Here is an 18,802-nt window from a genome sequence, read left to right on the forward strand (position 1 = left end):
AAAATCCCTTCATTTAAATAAGGAAAATGGAAAAGTGAAATCTGTTTCCCCAGCCGTTTAACATGTTTTCAAGGGAGGCAAACATACTCATGAAAAGGGCGATGATAAAGTTTGCCGTAAGACCCATCAAAGCAGTGCCCCAGAAATAATCTTTGCGCGTGACAGACATCACGATTGCAAATGGAAAAGACTGTGCAACGACGATCATCCCCAATGTAAGCACATAGGCAAAGATGGAAATGACGCCGCCCGTGTAAAATTTTTCATCATTATTGATCAATAAGCTGACAATCAGATTGACAATAAAGCTTGAAAAGAGAATGATTAACGGGATATAGAGCCAAATCCATTTATCTTTCCGGTGAATGCTGAAAACAGCTTTCATGTTCATTTGGTCATCGCTCCTTTTTGTTCACGGCTCTTTGTTGTCAGATATATGCTTAACTGTTGCAGTGAAACAGGGGTTATTTCCAGGCCGATTGTTTCTGCTTGTTTTAGCTCATGTCCATGATGATCCCGAATAATCGTAACTGATAGCAATCCTCCGAACGGTTCTCGATGAATCACTTCTTTCCCGGAAATGAAAGCTTCAACTTCAGGCGCCCGGCCGGTGAGCGTAAAGGCCATTCCCCTGAGGTTCTCAGCATCTTGATCAAGGATCAGCTCACCGTCTGCCATCACGAATATATGCTCAAGCAAATTACTCACTTCATCAATCAAATGTGTAGAAAGAATCACTGTACGTGGATGTTCCCCATAATCATCCATCAGCCGATCGTAAAAAACATTTCGGGATACGGCATCAAGACCCAAATAGGGTTCATCAAATATCGTTATGGAAGCCCGGCTCGCCAGTCCAATGACAATTCCAACCGCTGAATGCATGCCGCGCGAGAGCTTTTTAATCCGACGCTTGGAAGGGAGGCGAAATTCATCCATTAATGAAAGGGCAAATTCTTCATCCCAATTCGGGAGAATAGATTTAGCAACGGCCATTGCATCCCGGATGGTATAATGGTCCGGGTATTTTTGACTCTCTTTTATAAAACAAATTTGGGTCAACACCTCCCTGTTTTCATACGGATCTTCACCGAATACCTTAATGTTGCCGCCAGTTGGAAAAATTTGCGCAGTAATCAGTTTCATTAATGTCGTTTTGCCGGCTCCATTTCTCCCGAGCAAGCCATATATTTTGTCTTTTTCTATGGAAAAGTTAACATCATTTACAGCTTTAAAGCTGCCAAACGCTTTTTCCAATCCACTTACTTCGATGGCATATTCCATTACTTTTCAGCTCCTTCCCGAATAAGTTCAATCAACTGTTCCGACGTAATTCCAAGCTTCTTTGCCTCTCGGATCACCGTTGCGACATGTTGTTCATAAAATAACTTTTTCCGTTTTTCTTTTAGCTTCGAACGTGCGCCTTCCGCCACAAACATTCCAATCCCCCGCTTTTTATAAAGAATTCCATCATCTACCAACAAGTTGACACCTTTAGCGGCAGTAGCAGGATTGATCTTGTAAAAGGCCGCAAATTGATTGGTTGACGGGACCTGAGATTCTTCCAACAAACTGCCTGAAATAATGTCATCCTCGATTCGCTCGGCAATTTGTATAAAAATGGGGCGTCCGTCATCTACTAAATGTTTCACCGCTTCACCACCACATTGGTTAGTTACTTATGTAATTAACCATATAACGAAAAGGTATTCAAGTCAACATTTTTTAGATTTGTAGCATCTAAAATAAAAAAAGACTTGCTTCGCCATGATGGTCAGCAAGTCTTTCTTCATGAAGGGGCACTGGGAAAGGAGGGCTATACCCGTTCATTTTTATTCTTTTTAACGTATTCCTCGAAGTACGTAAAAAGGTCTTTAACTAATTGCTCATTTACTCTTGTTAGTCTGGTCATAATATCGTTATAGTATGTCTGGTCGGGCAGTCTCTTAAACAATGCCCTGTCAGGAGCTCCTTGTGAGTCGTTTGTGTTCACTTCAATCAACCACAATTCTCCTTTGTCATCAACACCGAAATCGATTCCAGCTTCCATGAAAATATCATGTTCATCTAGCAAATGACAAATGTGCATGGCTGATTTGGCGACATTTTCCATAATTTGGGCAGCTCGCTCTTCGCTTTTAAATAAGGTAGATAATACTTTCTTTGTAGGTTCAACAGTTCCATTGCTTTCAAAGTTTGACACAATCGACTCGGGTCCTCCTACACGGACTAAATCTCCGGCATAAACCCATTTCTCATCAAGATCCCGCTGTAAATGGGCCCGAATGTCGATGGGACGATCTTTGTACATCAACAAAGGTGCCCCTTCCTGTACAATACAAAGCTCATCATTATAAACGGCGGACAGTTCAGCAAACAGTGGTTCGATTTGATCAAAGCCCTTGCCAGGATGTCCCTGCAGTTTCCAAACGAGCTGCCCGTTCTCCTTCGTAATTTTGCTGATTTTTTCACCGCCAAAAGTAAAAACGGATTTTATAAAAATGCATTCATACTCACTTATAAACTGTTCAAAAGATTGCCGAGAAAAAACATCTGTATGAGGTATGCGAAAGTACGGTGCGGGCTTTTCTTTCACAATTTTGTACATTTCCCATTTATTAAAAAAACCACGGACTGGATCCAACTTCGGCTTCACTATTTATCCCACCTTTAGATACTTTATGAGTTTTTCGACCCATTATAAAAATATGCGGAAACCACAAAAATGGTTATATTCAAAAAAACATTTGCTTTTCTTACCTGTACAAAAAATGAGTTACACCCTTAAAGTGAATCCAGCTTGAGGTGTTATGACAGTAAAAAAAATCATCAGCATTCATTTTTACACTGGCAGAGAAAAGAAGAGTGGTGATGATAGCCGTCTCGATGTGTGCATGTATCGATATTTTCCTTGCATTTACGACAAAATCTTACTAAACTTCATATTTTTTTAAAAATTATGTTGCGGACTATTCAAAAATAATATATAATTCGGTTTAAAGTAAAGCGCTTTACTTTTGAATCAAGTGAGGAGATTGAAAAGTCTATGAACAGAGTAAAATGGGGAATACTCGGAGCCGCCAATATTGCATACGATCAAGTTGTACCGGCCATTCGCCGTTCTGGTATGGGGGACGTAATTGCTGTTGCTTCTAAAAGCAAAGAAAAAGCTAAGCGCTTTCATGTCTCCAATGTATATGACTCATATGAGGAATTGCTGCGGGACGACCAAGTCGATGCCGTATACATTCCCTTGCCGAACGCACTCCATAAAGAGTGGGCCGTGAAAGCCATGTCGGCACAAAAACATGTATTAGTGGAAAAGCCTGCGACCATTTCTGAGGATGATATGCAAGAAATGTGCGAAGCGGCGCAACAGAATCATGTAATCTTTATGGAAGCCTTTATGTATCAATTCCACTCTCAGCATCAGTATGTCAAGGAGCTGATGGGTTCAGGGGTAATCGGTGATTATCGATATGTAAAAGCACACTTTTCATTTTTTCTGGAAGATCGAGAGGATATCCGGTTTAACAGAGAACTTGGCGGGGGAGCGTTATGGGATGTCGGATGTTATGGCATACATGCAGTTACCCAGATTGTGGGAATGCAGCCGACACATATTTCCATGATTGGAAAAGTGGATCCCGAGCATCAGGTGGACACGACCTCTGTTTGTTTTTTACAGGATGATTCCAATCGTTGCGCGGAAGTCAGCGCCTCTTTTGAAGGATCATTTATTGATCGCTATGAAATTTTTGGCGAAAAAGGCGCGATTATCGTTGAGTCGGCCTTTAGGCCGGATGTTTCAAAAGATGGAAGCGGTATCGTAAAATTGTTAGATCTCAATGGTCATGAAATACAGAGAAAGTCATTTGAGGATGATCAATATGTAAAACAAGTTAACCACTTTCAAGAGTGTGTCATCCACAATAAAACTCCGATTTATAATGAAAGCGATTCACTAAAAATCGTAAAATATTTAGAAAGTGCCTACAAATCAATGCGGAATGCTTCCAAAGTGATAGAAATATAATACAATATACATATACTTTGGAAAAACATGGTGATAAAAATTGAAAGTAACTATTTATGATGTAGCAAAGGCCGCCAATGTTTCAATTGCGACCGTTTCAAAAGTGATCAATAATACCGGGAACATCAGTGACAAGACGAGACAAAAAGTAAAACGAATTATGAAAGAGTTGGATTATTACCCCAATATGTTGGCTTCCGCATTAATGGGCAAGCAAACGAAAACAATAGGATTGCTCATTCCCGATTTAGTCAACCCGTTTTTTTCTGAATTAGCTAGAAGGATTGAAGATAGAGGGCATGAATTAGGTTATAACATTGTCATTTGCAACACGGATTATGATAGTGCCAAAGAAAACAAATATCTATTGTTATTGAAGCAAAAAAGGGTAGACGGTTTTATACTGGCTTCAGGTTTCGAAGATCTCAAGAAAGTGGAAGAATTAATAAAAGAAGAAATTCCCGTAGTGATCGTCGCCCGCGACTTTCCCATGTTTTCGGTGAATGCCGTAGCAATAGATGACTTTATGGGCGGCTATGTGGCGGCGAATCATCTAATAGAATTAGGGCATCAAAATATGGGAGTCGTTGCCAGAGATTTATGGAGTAACCGGGAAAGGCTAAGAGGCTTTCATTATGCCTTGGAAAGTCATGGTTTGCAGATCAATAAAAACTTTGATTTTATAAAGGACATTAACGACCATATTAAAGCTGGAAGACATATGACTGAAAAGTATCTTACAGGAGATAACCGGCCTACAGCCATATTTGCCTGCAATGATTTGTTGGCCGCCGGTGTCATTCAAATGGCAAAAGAATGGGGCTTACAAATTCCGGAAGATTTATCGGTTATTGGCTTTGACAACACATCTATTGCCACAGTCATAGACCCGCCGCTAACGACTGTTGCGCAGCCAATTGAAAGTATGGGTCGGGAAGTAATGGATTTGATGGTGTCTATTATCAATGGTGAAAAAGAAGAAAAGAGCCGAGTGACTCTTCTCCCTTCATTGGTCACCAGAAAATCAACCCAAGCTTTGAATGTAGCTTGTAAAACGAATTAAACTTTTAAATTTGAAAGCCGTGCTGCTTGAATGCGTTTTTTGTATAAGTAAAGCGCTTAATCCAATCAATAAGGAAGTGTTCAACGTTGGCAGGGAACTGTCTGATTGTCCAATCGGGCGGACCGACCGCGGTCATTAATAATTCTATGGTAGGACTGCTTGATCAAATGAAACTGACAGGCACGAAAGGGAAGGTGTATGGATCAATTGGCGGCATACATGGTTTAATCAATGAATCGTTTATTGATTTAAGTACGCTGTCAGACAATGATTGCCATCGGTTGCGCTGGACACCGGGAGCTGCTCTTGGCACTTGTCGGCATAAATTGACCGGTGATGAAGTAGATCAGATCGTTAATTTATTGAAGAGAAAGGAAATTCGATATTTCTTTTATATTGGTGGGAATGGTTCTATGAATGTGGCTAAGCTGATAGACGACAGGGCAAAGACGATGGGGTTTGATCTAGTTGTAGTTGGAGTGCCGAAGTCAATCGACAATGACGTAATGGGAACGGATCATTCACCTGGATATGGAAGTGCTGCTAAGTTTCTGGCGACTTCCATATTGGATATGAAGATGGATGTGGCGAGTTTCCCTTATAGTGAGCGAATTACCATTATTGAAACGATGGGGAGGCATACTGGTTGGCTGGCTGCGGCATGTTCATTGGCCACTTGCCAAACGGATGCCAGTCAAAATCTGGTATACATTCCGGAAGTTCCATTTCATCTGGAGGAATGCCTGATGAAAGTGATGCAGGCGCACGAAGAAAAAAGAGATACTTTTGTGATTGTCGCGGAAGGAATTAAAAATGATAAAGGCCAGTTGATAAATGAAAAGGATGTGGAATTTGACGCGCTGGGCCGACCGAAACTAGGAGGAGTATCAACTTATTTACAAGCTGTCATTGGGTCTGAAACCGGAATAGAGACCAGATCCATTGCCCCGAGTATTTGGCAAAGAAGCAGCATGTTTCTTTCTTCCAAAACAGATGTCCAAGAAGCGTATGAGCTCGGAAAACAGTCATGGATGTATGCGGAAAAAGGATATTCAAGCATCATGGTCGGCTTGGACAGGGAGGAGAACATTCAACATGATTATGTCATTGCTTATCGTCCCAAACCATTAGCGAGCGCGGCCGGAAAAGAAAAATTTGTGCCAATCGACTGGTACGATGAAAAAGGCAATACCATGACTGCTGAATTTATCAAATACGCAGAGCCGTTAATTTAAGGAGAAGTTTCCCTCCCGATGGAAAGGGGTCTGCCCATCTATCAACATGTAATTTAAGGATTGTTTTTAAGCATTAGTTAAGCGCTATACTGAAAACGATAATCTGTTTAAGGGAAGTGGAATCGTGAGAAAGAAAGTGAGATGCGCAGTCATAGGAGTTGGACGCCTGGGCATGATCCATGCGGCAAATCTCGTTTATCATATACCGAATGCCGAAGTTGCCACAATTGTCGCTTCGCGAATGGAGAGCGCTGAAAAAGCTGCCCGAAAGTTGGGGATTGACAAATTTACAAACAACCTTCGGGAAGTATTAGAAGACGATGCCATTGAAGCGGTTATCATCGTCACACCAACAAATACACATGCTGAAATCATTATACAGGCTGCCAAACATAAGAAGCATATTTTTGTGGATAAGCCCATCACCGAAACGAGTGAAGAGGCGGACTCGGTGATTGAAGAATTGAAAAAATATCAGATCATTTGTCAGGTCGGATTTATGAGAAGGTTTGATCCCTCTTATTTGGAGGCCAAAAAAAGGATTGCGCAAGGCGATATTGGTGAACCTCTTCATTTTAAAGGAGTGAGCAGAGATCCCGGGTCGCCGCCTGAGGCATATATAAAAACAAGTGGCGGAATATTCTTGGATTTGTGTATACATGATTTTGATATAGTGAGATTTTTACTTGGAAGTGAAGTGAAATCTATTCAATCCTTCGGCAAAGTACTCGTTCATCCGTTCATGAAAAAATACGATGATGCGGATCAGGCCTTGTCATATCTTGAATTTGAAAGTGGCGTGACAGCTGATATAGAAGGAAGCAGGAATTCTACCTTTGGCTATGATATTAGGGGAGAAGTGTTAGGAACTGAGGGCATGATACAAATTGGCTCGCTGCAACAACATAACAATATTATTTTTACAAAAAATAAGTCTTATTATGATACGATTCCCGACTTTCCCACTTATTTTAAAGATGCCTTTTTAATAGAAATGGAACACTTTATTGAATGTATACAAACCAATACGCAACCGAGTGTGAATGCAATGGATGGAAAGATGGCATTGCAGATTTCTGAAGCGGCCACAAAATCGTATAAAACGAATAAAAAAATATATGTGCGTTAAATAAGGGGAGTTGAAAGTGATGAAAACGATTCGACTAACGATGGCACAAGCATTGGTCAAGTTTTTAGACAATCAATATGTTCATTTTGATGGAGAAGAAAGAAAATTTGTAAAAGGTGTATTTGGAATATTCGGACACGGGAATGTGACGGGAATAGGTGAAGCATTGGAGAATCACAAAGGCGAGCTGACATATATTCAAGGTAAAAATGAACAGGGGATGGTCCATGCCGCCACTGCCTTTGCTAAACAGAAAAACCGGCTGGAGATTTATGCTTGCACCACATCGATTGGACCGGGGGCATTGAACATGGTGACTGCCGCAGCCACTGCGACAGTCAATAGAATACCCGTCTTGTTGTTGCCGGGTGATATTTTTGCCAGTCGTCAGCCCGATCCCGTTTTACAGCAAATAGAAGACCCGCGTGACTATACCGTTTCCTCTAACGATGCGTTTAAACCGGTCAGCAAATACTGGGACTGTATTTCTCGCCCTGAACAGTTGATGACCGCGGCTTTAAACGCGATGCGGGTGCTGACCGATCCAGTGGAAACAGGGGCAGTGACACTTTCCATGCCGCAAGATGTTCAGGCGGAGGCATACGATTATCCAGTCGAGTTTTTTAAAAAGAGAGTTCACTATATTGAAAGGAAAATACCATCAGATGAAGCAGTTGAGCGCGCTGTTCAACTTATCTCGAGAAAGAAATATCCGGTAATCATCGCGGGTGGAGGAGTACATTACTCATTTGCGGAAAAAGAACTGGCCCAGTTTGCCGAAGAGTTCCAAATTCCGGTAGGCGAAACCCAAGCCGGAAAAAGCGCTTTATCATGGAAGCATCCATTTAACATGGGCGGTATGGGAGCAAACGGTTCCCTGGCATCGAATGTTTTGGCGAAAAAAGCTGATTTGGTGATCGCAATTGGAACAAGGTTAACCGATTTTTCCACCTCTTCCAAATGGGCCTTTGAAAATCCGGAAGTCGAGTTTTTAAGCATAAATGTAAGCGGATTCGATGCGATGAAAATGGAATCTCAAATGCTTGTGGCTGACGCTAAAATAGCTCTTGAGAAATTAACAGAAGAGTTGAAAAACAAAAGTTATCAAAGCGATTATGACCTGAATAGATTAAAAGATTTGAAAGATGAATGGACAAAAGAAGTGGATCATTATTATTCTCAAACGCTTGAAAGCGGTTTATCGCAAACCCGGGTAATTGGCGAGATTAATAGATTTATTGGTGAAAAAGATATTATCACTTGCGCGGCTGGAAGCATGCCCGGCGACCTTTTGCGATTATGGAGAACGACGGAGCCAAAAACATACAATATGGAATACGGTTTTTCCTGTATGGGTTATGAAGTGGCGGGGGCTCTGGGGGCCAAAATGGCCGCGGATGATGATCAAGAAGTATATGCTTTCGTTGGCGATGGGAGTTATCTGATGCTTCATTCAGAACTCGTGACAAGCATTCAAGAAAAGAAGAAAATAACGGTGCTTTTATTGGATAATAATGGGTTTCAATGTATACATGGCTTGCAGGTCGGTCAAGGAAGTGAAGGGTTTGGCAATGAGTTTCGCTATCGTTCGGAGGAAGACAACCGGTTAAGCGGTCCATATTTGGATATCGACTTTGCGGCCAATGCCAGGAGTATGGGGGCAAAAGGTTATACAGCCCGCACAATAGATGAATTGAAAAAGGCATTGGAAATGGCTAAGCAAGAAACAGTCACTACATTGATTGATATAAAGGTTTTACCTGGCACAGGTTCTGGCACTTATGAGTCTTGGTGGCATTTGGGGGTTGCGGAAGTGTCTGAAAGCCCGAAGGTCGAACAAGCACATACGGTGATGGAAGCACATAAAAGCAAAGCAAGAAAATATTAAAACGATTAACAAATAGGAGGAATGCGCCTTGTCTACATTATTAGTAAAACCAAAAGAACAGCCTGCTGAAGATGGAAATATTCTTCGTGTCACACCGGAATCCGCCAATTGGGAATATGTGGGTTTTGAAGTATACACATTGCGATCTGGAGAAACGTTTGCAAAAGAGACTGGGGATAGGGAGATGGCCATCGTCCTTTTATCCGGCCGCGCCAATGCAGCAACGAAATCCCAATCGTGGGCCAACATTGGAGAAAGAATGAGTGTGTTTGACGAGACCCCGGCATATACCGTGTATATTCCAAATGATGACCAAGTAAAATTGGAAGCTTTGACTGATCTGGAAATCGCTGTTTGCACGGCTCCTGGAAAAGGGACTTACGAAGCACGGCTAATTCGGCCGGAAGATGTCGATGTGGCACAACGCGGCTCTGGTTATATGGAAAGGGAGATTAATGGAATTATTCCAGAGGACAAGCCGGCCGACAGCCTTTTCGTATTTGAAGTCTATACCCCGGCCGGAAATTGGTCCAGCTATCCGCCGCATAAGCATGATACGGATAACTATCCGGACGAAACGTATTTGGAAGAGACTTACTATCATAAAATCGACCCGGCAGAAGGAGGGTTTGCCATCCAGCGAGTTTATACGGATGATCGCACTCTTGATGAAACGATCATCGTCAACGACGGCGATGTTGTCCTCGTGCCCAAGGGGCACCATCCTTGTTCGGCACCTCCAGGTTATCGACTATATTATCTAAATGTCATGGCCGGCCCCATCCGAAAATGGAGATTTACCAATGACAAAGACCATGAGTGGTTAACAAAGCTATGATGAGGAAAATAAAGTCCATATCAGGCTTGGCTATAGGTTTTTCTATAGCCAAACCTGCAAATTCAATATAGGGGGAAGAGCTATGCCGATTGATCATCTTCCATTTAAACTGGGCATTCATCCGATTAATTGGGTTGGCGAGGATGTTTTGGAGCATGGTGACTTTTTTACATATGAGCAGGTGATGCGAGACATATCTACATTGGGATTTAGAGGGACAGAAGTCAGTAGAAAATTCCCAAAAGATCCAATTGCTTTAAAAAACGCCTTGAACAAATACAATCTTGTTTTAACAACGCAATGGAAATCTGTCTTTTTCACGGACCCAACAAGACATGAAGCCGAATTACAGGCTTATCGGGATCATGTGAAATTTCTGGCATATTTCGGGTGTAAGGTTGTGAGCACAGCCGAAATTGGCGGCTCGATGCTTAATCAAGATCCCCGCCGTAAACAGGACGAAACGTTCGTTGAGCGATTGGATGATGATGGTTGGAAGTATTTAGTAGAAGGACTGCATAAAGCTGGAGAAATATGCAAGGAACATGGAATGGATTTAGTGTACCACCACCATGCGGGCACCGTGGTGGAGCAGCCGGATGAAATTGCCAGGTTGATGGAGATGACGGAACCTCATCTCGTTTCATTACTATATGATACGGGGCATGGTTATTATGGCTCCAATGATCCCGTGACATTATTGGATACGTATTTTGACAGAATAAAATATATTCATTTAAAAGATGTCCGGGAAAATATTCTGCAACGCGCTAGAGAAGAATCTTTTAGTATTCGTCAATCAATCCGCAGTGGTATTTTCACAGTCCCGGGAGAAGGTTGTTTAGATTTTGAACCGATTATCACAACGTTAATAAAAAGAGGGTATACTGGCTGGGCGTTAATAGAAGGAGAGCAAGACCCGACAATTTATCAGCCAGTTGAATATGCGAAGCGATCGTTATCATTTTTACAAAAAATGGTCATCCATTCGTTTAAAGCGGAAAAATAGTCTGGAGGGGAATTCATGAAAGAGTTCATCAGGTGTGCGGTTTTGGGACTTGGCCGCCTTGGTTACTGGCACGCTGAAAATCTTGCCACCAAAATCGAGGGCGCCAAATTGGTAAAAGTTGTAGATCCGTTACAAGGAAGAGCTGAGCAGGTCGCGCGGGAGTTGAACGTGGACAAGTGGTCACATGATCCGATGACCGCTTTTGAAGATGAACATATCGATGCTGTCATTATCGTTACACCAACCAGTACACATGCCGAAATGATAAAACTGGCTGCGCGACATGGGAAACATGTCTTCGTAGAAAAGCCATTGACTCAAAAATTGGAAGAAGCAGATGAAGTATTGCAAGTCATCGCGGAAAACAAAATTACTTGCCAAGTGGGCTTTATGCGCAGGTTCGACCCTGCGTATGTAGAAGCCAAAAGAAGGATAGAAGCCGGAGACATTGGAACACCTCTTTACTTTAAAGCGGTCAGCCGAGATGGCAACGTGCCCCCGGAAGAGTTCATCAAATACAGTGGAGGCATCTTTTTGGATGTAGCGATTCATGATTATGATATTGCGCGCTTTCTGATGAACGATGAAATTTACTCCGTTCAATCAAGCGGGAACATCTTAATGGAGTCCAATCGGTTGATGGAGAAATATAAAGATATAGATCAGGGCTTGTCACAAATCAGATTCAAATCAGGCGCTGCAGGAGACATTGAAACGATGAGAATCTCTTCATATGGCTATGATATCAGAGGTGAAGTGGTCGGCACCGATGGAGCCATTCAAATAGGGTCCATGAGAAATAATGATGTCAGGATCTTTAAAAAGAATGAGAGCAGTCATGATCTGGTTCAAGATTTTCCAACAAGGTTTAAAAACGCGTATTTATTGGAAATGATCCATTTTATTACAGCCCTGCGCAAGGGAGAGCAGCCATTGTGTACGGCTTTAGATGGAAAAAGGGCTCTTGAAATTGCCATTGCGGCTACAAGATCATTTAATAATGGTTGCCCCGTGTTACTAAGAAATCAAGAAAAGTATAAAGAAGTGATGTTATGAGTGTTCATATTGGAATATGTCATTGGTCATTACCGATTGAAGGTCCTTACGCAATCAAATTGGTTTCTGAATTAGGCCTCCAAGGTATACAACTGGATATCGGAAGTTATGAAAGAGGATTTTCACTTTCATATCCGGTTGTCCAAAAAGCTTATGTAGATATGGCTAAACAATACGATGTAACGATAACATCTCTAGCAGTCCGAGAACTGGATCATTACGGTATGACTAGGGAAAACGGGACAAAAGAAAAAGATATAGCTGTTGAAGCAGTCATGACAGGGATAGATATTGCCGAATCAATGGGAATAAACAAAGTGATGTTGCCGAGTTTTGAAGATGGTGAAATCAAAACAGAAGAAGATTTTAACCGAGTCGTGGAATGTTTACAACAAGCTTGCGATAAAGCACTTAACAAAAACATTATGATTGCAACGGAAAACTTATTATCTATTACAGAAAATGAAGAGCTATTTAAGAGAGTAGACAGGCCGAATCTTACATTATATTTTGACACTCAAAACTATTATTTACGCAAAAAATACAATGTAGCTGAAATGGCCGATAAACTATTTCCTCTGATTTGTGAAGTTCATGTCAAAGATGGGAAAAATAATGATTTAAGCGGAGCTCTCTTGGGAGAAGGAGATTCAAATTTTTTTGAAACAATTAATGTTTTCAAGCAAAAAGACTATTACGGATGGATGATGTTAGAGAATTATTATGATCAAAAGCCTCTATCACTCACTCATTCTGATCCAATCGATTTACTAAAAAAAGACATTTCCATTTTAAAAAAGACACTTGATGTGTAGGAGGCTTATCCATGAGACGACGTTTTAATTGGCTGGCTGTTATTTTTTTAAGTTGTTTGCTCGTTCTCGCTGGTTGTATACAAACCGAAAGCACTTCTAATCAACCAAAAGCAAAATCGAAAGATGATAAAATCGTCATTGGTTTATCCCTTGGTACTATGAAAGAGGAAAGATGGCAACGAGAAATTGATATGGCGAAAGCATACGCAAAAGAACATGGATTTGAAATATTAGTCCAATCAGCTGATGATGATGCTTCTAAGCAAGTGAAACAAGTAGAAGATATGGTTACAAAAGGGATTGATGTGTTATTAATTTCTGCGAAAGATTCAGAATCGGCGGGAGCAGTAGTGGATATCGCCCATGAAGAAGGCGTGCCAGTTGTGGCTTATGATAGATTGGTCCGTAATGGAGAACTAGATTATTTTGTCACTTTTGACACAGTGAAAGTAGGAAAGCTGCAGGCGCAAGCACTAGTTGATGCATATCCAAAAGGAAGTTATATCTGGCTGCTAGGAGGTCCGGAGGATTTTAATGCCACCTTATTAAAAGAAGGACATGAACAAATATTACAACCATTGATTGATCAAGGCGATATTAAAATTGTTACACAACAATGGACAAAGGGTTGGAGCCCTGAAGAAGCATTAAAACATACAGAAAATGGATTAACTGCTGCCAACAATGACGTTGTTGCGGTTTTAGCTTCAAATGATACTACTGCCGGTGGTGCTGTGCAAGCTTTAGAGGCACAAGGACTAGCGGGTAAAGTCGGGGTATCCGGCCAAGATGCCGCACTGGAAGGCGTACAAAGAATTGTAGAAGGAAAACAAACAAGTACTGTATATAAACCAACAAAACAATTAAATCAAAAAGCAATGGAGCTTGTCCATGCTTTAGCACTAGGCGACCAAGAAAAAGCAGACAGCCTCGTAAATGGGAAAACAGATAACGGGGTAAAAGAAGTTCCCAGTATTTTAGTCGATGTAACGAATGTCACGAAAGAAAATATGGTGGAGACGATCCTTAAAGATGGATTTCACTCCATTGAAGAAGTATATAAAAATGTTCCGAAAGATGAATGGCCCGAACAATAATGATAATGAGCACTTGTCTATATATTAAATGGCAAGTTCACTCTTTATAAACTGCTAAAGGGCGGGTGAATCGAATGAGTGCTTATATTTTGGAAATGGTCAATATTCATAAAAGTTTCCCGGGGGTAAAAGCACTGGACAATATCAATATGAAAGTGAAGAAGGGAGAAATTCACTCTTTATGCGGTGAAAATGGCGCCGGGAAATCAACATTAATTAAAATATTAAGCGGTGTTTATCCCTCTGGGCAATTCGAAGGAAAGATCAAAATAAATGGTGAAGTCAAAGAATTTCACAATATACGAGATGCGGAAATGAATGGCATCGTCTGTATTCATCAAGAGCTTGCACTTGTTCCTGAATTGTCGATCCAAGAAAATATATTTTTAGGTAATGAGCCGCATTATTTTGGCGTCGTTCACCAGAGCGATATGTACAATCGCACGAAGAAATTATTAAACGACTTGGGACTCAACATCAGCCCGAATGAAAAAGTGAAAAATCTTGGCATAGGACATCAACAATTAGTGGAAATTGCCAAAGCTTTATCTAAAAATGCGAAAATCCTTATTCTTGATGAACCTACTTCGGCATTAACGGAAAAAGAAAGTGAAGTTCTGTTAAATATCCTTAAAAAGTTGAAATCACAAGGAGTTACATCTATCTACATTTCCCATAAGTTAGATGAAGTTTTAGCGATTTCCGACTCTGTATCAGCCATAAGAGATGGTCAGTTTATTGGAACTAGATCCATTGGCAACATCAATAAAGACGATTTAATCTATATGATGGTCGGCAGAAAATTAGAAAAATTATATCCGCGTAAAAAAAGAATAAGTCAAGAATGTCGATTTGAAGTAAAGAACCTAACGGTCTACGATACAGAAAATCCATCACGAAAAGTGGTTAACAATATTAACTTTAAAGCATATAAGGGAGAAATTTTAGGAATAGCGGGATTGATGGGTGCGGGAAGGACAGAAATGGCAACTAGTATATTTGGCGTATATCCCGGTAAAAGTTCTGGAGAAGTATATGTCGACGGACAAAAGAGACGTATTCGCCACGCAGCTGATGCAATCGAACAAGGAATCGCCCTTGTTTCAGAAGATAGAAAATCCTCTGGCTTGGTGCTTGAAATGACTGTTAAAGAAAATATTTCATTGGCTAGTCTTGATCGTGGATCACGCCTCGTTCTGGACCATGATAAAGAAATAACGGCTGCTACCCAGTATGTAAAAGAATTAAATGTGAAAACACCCAGTGTTCATTCTATTGTGAATCATTTGAGTGGCGGGAATCAGCAAAAAGTAGTACTAGGAAAGTGGTTGCTGACAAACCCAAAAGTGTTAATCTTGGACGAACCAACTCGGGGAATAGATATTGGAGCTAAATTTGAAATTTATCAAATAATGAATAAATTAGTTGATCAAGGTGTTATTGTGATTATGATTTCATCAGAATTAGAAGAAGTCCTTGGCATAAGTGATCGTGTTCTCGTCATCTCGGAAGGAGAATTAAGGGCAGATTTAAAAATAGAGGAAGCGACTCAAGAAAAAATACTTTATTATGCTACTGGAGGTTCTTGACTTGGAAAGAACAATAGAAACAACTGAGAAGAAAAGCTTTTTTAATAAAGAAATGGTAAAAAATATTGATGTTCGGGCTTATACGATGATAGTTGGCTTGGTGATCATCTGGATCATGTTTACGATTTTAACTGATGGCACCTTTTTAACAGCGCGAAACATCTCGAATTTAACCATGCAAATGGCTGTTGTTGCGATACTGGGAACAGGAATGGTTTTAGTCATTGTCACAGGTCATATAGACCTTTCCGTGGGTTCACTAGTAGGGTTAGTTGGAGGATGTGCCGCCGCCCTAATGGTTTGGGGTGGATGGAGCACTTGGACAACAGTTCTTGCGGTACTTTTACTTGGCTTCATTGCAGGATTTATCCAAGGGTTTGCCACTGTATTTTTAAATGTGCCAGCCTTTATTGTCACATTGGGCGGGATGATGGCATTTAAGGGATTGCTGCTCGGAATAACGAAGGGGGCTTCCATTGCCCCAATGAATGATGCATATAAGCTGTTTGGGCAGGCATATGTAACAAATGCCACAACCTTTGGTTTCGCGGCAATCGTTATTCTAGTACTGTTTTATACCACATTTAAAAATAGTAAAAGGTATGAAATCGCCCAACCATCCGGATCTCTATATATGAAACCAATCATTTACAGTTTGCTTATTATCGGGTTTGTTTATGTAATGACCGCTTATAAAGGGATGCCTGTACCAGTTTTTATCATGTTGCTCCTCGTCATTTTATTTACATTTTTAGCAGATAGAACAAAGTTTGGCAGAAGTGTCTATGCAATAGGAGGAAACCTGCAGGCCGCCATTTTTTCCGGGATTCAAGTGAAAAAGGTAGTATTAATCGTATTTATGTTAAATGGTTTAATGGCCGCCATCGCAGGCATCATTTTATCGGCCAGGCTCAATACGGGTTCCCCATCAGCGGGCATGATGATGGAGTTGGATGCGATTGCGGCGGCAGTGATAGGTGGTACAAGCCTCATGGGCGGAAGAGGAAAGATTTACGGTGCGATCCTTGGCGCATTAATTATGGCAAGTTTAGATAATGGAATGAGTTTATTAAATGTAGAGGCATATTGGCAATACATTGTAAAGGGGCTCATATTAGTCCTTGCTGTTTGGTTTGATGTGTATACGAAGAAAAAATCTTAATGAATGATTGGCATGATCGGTATGGAGCCTTTCTTTTCGGGAAGCAAGTCAAGCGCTTACTTGAAAACAAAAAAAGAGAGAGGAAGTGGTTGACGGCAAAGAAAGGATGTCAGGATTTTTAAAAAGAATGAGAGGTTTAGGATTTCCATTGAGATGTTGAAAAGGCGTATTAATTGGAAATGAACCATTACAGCCCTCCGTTGGATGGAAAAATGACTCTTGAAATTGTAATGGCAGATACGGGTATCCGGTGTTGTGAAATGTTCATTTTTAGTGCGAATAAAAAGAATTTGTATGCGTTTTCATAAGGGGCAAATGATGAATACAGGGGAGTCTATTGCATTACTTTTGACAAGATAGGGGTGATTTCATATGTTGCTGGAACTAAAAAACATTAGTAAAGCTTTTTCCGGTGTTCAAGTGCTGCATGATATGAATATTGACATCAAAAAAGGTGAAGTCCATGTTCTTTTGGGAGAGAATGGAGCGGGAAAATCAACCATTATTAAAATCATCACTGGTGCATATCAAAAAGATACGGGAGAACTAAAATGGAAGGGTGAAAATCTTGTCATCAATAAACCAAGCGATGCGATTAATGCTGGAATCGGAACCATTTATCAGGAACTGAACCTTATTCCGGAGCTTTCCATAGCGGAAAATATTTTCTTGGGGCATGAAAAAAAGCGAAGTGGCAAGTTTTCATTATTAGACCGTTCGACAATGAAAAATGAAGCAAAGCAACTGATGGAGCGTTTAGGTCAAGATGTTGACCCGGACGAACTGATCCAGAACCTGGGCGTTGGTCAACAACAATTAGTAGAAATTGCGAAAGCCCTTTCTTTAAATTGTGAACTCATTATTATGGATGAACCAACATCAAGTTTAAGTGAACGGGAAGCCGAGCAACTATTAGTAACGATAGAAAGATTAAAAAAGCAAGGAATGACGATTATATATATTTCTCATCGACTGGAAGAAATCAAAAGAATCAGTGACAGAATAACGATTTTACGAGATGGCAGCAAAATTAGGACTGTTGATACCGCCGCAACATCAATAGATGAAATGATTGCGCTGATGGTTGGCCGTTCGCTTGACAATAAATTTCCCAAAATCCAGTTTGAAAAAGGCAAAGAAGTATTTAGTGTAAAAAACGTTAAACTAACGCCGGATGCGCCAGAAATTAACTTCTCCGCATATCAAGGTGAAATTTTGGGGATTTCTGGATTAGTGGGGGCGGGACGTACTGAATTGGCCAGAGCGTTATTTGGCGCAGACCCCATTTATTCGGGAGAGGTATTTGTTTTTGGAGAAAAGCAACATATTAGAAATCCGATTGATGCCATTAAAGCCGGTTTAGCCTTTATATCTGAAAACAGAAAAGAAGAAGGATTGTTTCTCGACCAATCCCTCACCTTTAATAAGACAATCACAAAGTTAAATAAAGTAAAAAGCAAAGGACTTATTAATGTAAGGAAACAAAAAGAAGTAGCGGAAAAATATATAAAAGATCTGAGCATTAGACCCAATAATATCAACTTGTTTGTAAAGTATTTTAGCGGAGGAAACCAACAAAAAGTCGTCATTGCCAAGTGGCTCTTTACGGATGCCAAAGTGTTTATCTTTGATGAACCGACAAGAGGAATTGATGTCGGCGCAAAAGTGGAAGTATATAAATTAATGAATTCATTGGTTGAAGAGGGTGCCGGGGTAATTGTTATTTCCTCTGAGTTGCCAGAGATCCTTGGCATTTCAGATAGAATCATTGTGATGCACGAGGGAAAAATCACAGCAAATTTAAATAGAGATGAAGCAAATCAGGAAGTAATCATGAAAGCCGCGACAGGAGGTTGTTCATAAATGAAAGATCAATCAGAAGTGA

At 40.7% G+C, this 18,802-nt stretch carries 17 protein-coding genes; 13 read left to right on the forward strand and 4 right to left on the reverse strand.

Annotation, left to right across the window (positions count from 1 at the left end; translation table 11 throughout):
• Positions 1-13: 13 nt before the first annotated feature.
• The 4 genes from JOC94_RS14700 to JOC94_RS14715 all read right to left on the reverse strand — a co-directional run bounded on the left by JOC94_RS14700 (position 14) and on the right by JOC94_RS14715 (position 2,656).
• Entirely contained in the window at positions 14-391 is a 378-nt protein-coding gene (locus JOC94_RS14700) for a hypothetical protein (RefSeq protein WP_077111981.1), read from the reverse strand.
• A complete protein-coding gene (locus JOC94_RS14705; RefSeq protein WP_077111980.1) occupies positions 388-1,284 on the reverse strand; it encodes an ABC transporter ATP-binding protein in 897 nt (298 codons plus the stop codon). The genes JOC94_RS14700 and JOC94_RS14705 overlap by 4 nt, the downstream gene beginning before the upstream one ends.
• A complete protein-coding gene (locus tag JOC94_RS14710) occupies positions 1,284-1,652 on the reverse strand; it encodes a GntR family transcriptional regulator (protein WP_077111979.1) in 369 nt (122 codons plus the stop codon). Before JOC94_RS14710 ends, JOC94_RS14705 begins: the two co-directional genes overlap by 1 nt.
• A gap of 164 nt (positions 1,653-1,816) precedes the next feature.
• Positions 1,817-2,656 carry a YheC/YheD family protein gene (locus JOC94_RS14715; protein ID WP_205179771.1) on the reverse strand — a complete coding sequence of 280 codons (840 nt, stop codon included), beginning with the start codon at positions 2,654-2,656 and terminating at the stop codon, positions 1,817-1,819.
• 390 nt (positions 2,657-3,046) lie between these two features.
• Here JOC94_RS14715 and JOC94_RS14720 point away from each other — a divergent pair, with 390 nt between their 5' ends.
• The 13 genes from JOC94_RS14720 (at position 3,047) to JOC94_RS14780 (ending at position 18,780) form a co-directional block, all read left to right on the forward strand.
• Positions 3,047-4,036: a Gfo/Idh/MocA family protein gene (locus tag JOC94_RS14720; RefSeq protein ID WP_205179772.1), complete on the forward strand. Its 990-nt coding sequence runs from the start codon at positions 3,047-3,049 to the stop codon at positions 4,034-4,036.
• A gap of 40 nt (positions 4,037-4,076) precedes the next feature.
• Entirely contained in the window at positions 4,077-5,099 is a 1,023-nt protein-coding gene (locus JOC94_RS14725; protein ID WP_205179773.1) for a LacI family DNA-binding transcriptional regulator, read from the forward strand.
• 86 nt (positions 5,100-5,185) lie between these two features.
• Positions 5,186-6,334: a diphosphate--fructose-6-phosphate 1-phosphotransferase gene (locus JOC94_RS14730; RefSeq protein ID WP_205179774.1), complete on the forward strand. Its 1,149-nt coding sequence runs from the start codon at positions 5,186-5,188 to the stop codon at positions 6,332-6,334.
• 124 nt (positions 6,335-6,458) lie between these two features.
• Entirely contained in the window at positions 6,459-7,463 is a 1,005-nt protein-coding gene (gene iolG, locus JOC94_RS14735) for an inositol 2-dehydrogenase (protein WP_205179776.1), read from the forward strand.
• 19 nt (positions 7,464-7,482) lie between these two features.
• Positions 7,483-9,351, forward strand: coding sequence for a 3D-(3,5/4)-trihydroxycyclohexane-1,2-dione acylhydrolase (decyclizing) (gene iolD / locus JOC94_RS14740; protein ID WP_205179778.1), 1,869 nt, complete (start codon positions 7,483-7,485; stop codon positions 9,349-9,351).
• 28 nt (positions 9,352-9,379) lie between these two features.
• A complete protein-coding gene (gene iolB, locus JOC94_RS14745; RefSeq protein ID WP_205179780.1) occupies positions 9,380-10,189 on the forward strand; it encodes a 5-deoxy-glucuronate isomerase in 810 nt (269 codons plus the stop codon).
• 88 nt (positions 10,190-10,277) lie between these two features.
• A complete protein-coding gene (gene iolE / locus JOC94_RS14750) occupies positions 10,278-11,198 on the forward strand; it encodes a myo-inosose-2 dehydratase (RefSeq protein WP_205179783.1) in 921 nt (306 codons plus the stop codon).
• Positions 11,199-11,213: 15 nt separating this feature from the next.
• Positions 11,214-12,254 carry a Gfo/Idh/MocA family oxidoreductase gene (locus JOC94_RS14755; RefSeq protein WP_205179781.1) on the forward strand — a complete coding sequence of 347 codons (1,041 nt, stop codon included), beginning with the start codon at positions 11,214-11,216 and terminating at the stop codon, positions 12,252-12,254.
• Entirely contained in the window at positions 12,251-13,069 is an 819-nt protein-coding gene (locus JOC94_RS14760; RefSeq protein WP_077111970.1) for a sugar phosphate isomerase/epimerase family protein, read from the forward strand. The genes JOC94_RS14755 and JOC94_RS14760 overlap by 4 nt, the downstream gene beginning before the upstream one ends.
• Positions 13,070-13,080: 11 nt before the next feature.
• Positions 13,081-14,166 carry a sugar ABC transporter substrate-binding protein gene (locus tag JOC94_RS14765; protein WP_077111969.1) on the forward strand — a complete coding sequence of 362 codons (1,086 nt, stop codon included), beginning with the start codon at positions 13,081-13,083 and terminating at the stop codon, positions 14,164-14,166.
• Positions 14,167-14,240: 74 nt separating this feature from the next.
• Positions 14,241-15,755: a xylose ABC transporter ATP-binding protein gene (locus tag JOC94_RS14770; protein ID WP_077111968.1), complete on the forward strand. Its 1,515-nt coding sequence runs from the start codon at positions 14,241-14,243 to the stop codon at positions 15,753-15,755.
• A gap of 1 nt (position 15,756) precedes the next feature.
• Positions 15,757-16,917 (forward strand): sugar ABC transporter permease, encoded by a 1,161-nt coding sequence (locus JOC94_RS14775; RefSeq protein WP_236017110.1) that lies wholly within the window; start codon positions 15,757-15,759, stop codon positions 16,915-16,917.
• A gap of 372 nt (positions 16,918-17,289) precedes the next feature.
• The gene (locus JOC94_RS14780) at positions 17,290-18,780 is read left to right on the forward strand and encodes a sugar ABC transporter ATP-binding protein (RefSeq protein ID WP_077111966.1); all 1,491 of its coding nucleotides are present in this window, start codon (positions 17,290-17,292) and stop codon (positions 18,778-18,780) included.
• The last annotated feature ends 22 nt before the right edge of the window (positions 18,781-18,802 follow it).

It is taken from the genome of Siminovitchia thermophila, assembly GCF_016909185.1.
GTDB classification, from domain to species: Bacteria; Bacillota; Bacilli; order Bacillales; family Bacillaceae_C; genus Siminovitchia; species Siminovitchia thermophila.

What these genes read in the sequence shown, in the direction of transcription:
- JOC94_RS14700 (WP_077111981.1), bottom strand. Translation starts at nt 391, where the DNA reads ATGAACATGAAAGCTGTTTTCAGCATTCACCGGAAAGATAAATGGATT.
- JOC94_RS14705 (WP_077111980.1), bottom strand. Translation starts at nt 1,284, where the DNA reads ATGGAATATGCCATCGAAGTAAGTGGATTGGAAAAAGCGTTTGGCAGC.
- JOC94_RS14720 (WP_205179772.1), top strand. Translation starts at nt 3,047, where the DNA reads ATGAACAGAGTAAAATGGGGAATACTCGGAGCCGCCAATATTGCATAC.
- iolD (WP_205179778.1), top strand. Translation starts at nt 7,483, where the DNA reads ATGAAAACGATTCGACTAACGATGGCACAAGCATTGGTCAAGTTTTTA.
- JOC94_RS14755 (WP_205179781.1), top strand. Translation starts at nt 11,214, where the DNA reads ATGAAAGAGTTCATCAGGTGTGCGGTTTTGGGACTTGGCCGCCTTGGT.
- JOC94_RS14760 (WP_077111970.1), top strand. Translation starts at nt 12,251, where the DNA reads ATGAGTGTTCATATTGGAATATGTCATTGGTCATTACCGATTGAAGGT.
- JOC94_RS14765 (WP_077111969.1), top strand. Translation starts at nt 13,081, where the DNA reads ATGAGACGACGTTTTAATTGGCTGGCTGTTATTTTTTTAAGTTGTTTG.
- JOC94_RS14770 (WP_077111968.1), top strand. Translation starts at nt 14,241, where the DNA reads ATGAGTGCTTATATTTTGGAAATGGTCAATATTCATAAAAGTTTCCCG.
- JOC94_RS14780 (WP_077111966.1), top strand. Translation starts at nt 17,290, where the DNA reads ATGTTGCTGGAACTAAAAAACATTAGTAAAGCTTTTTCCGGTGTTCAA.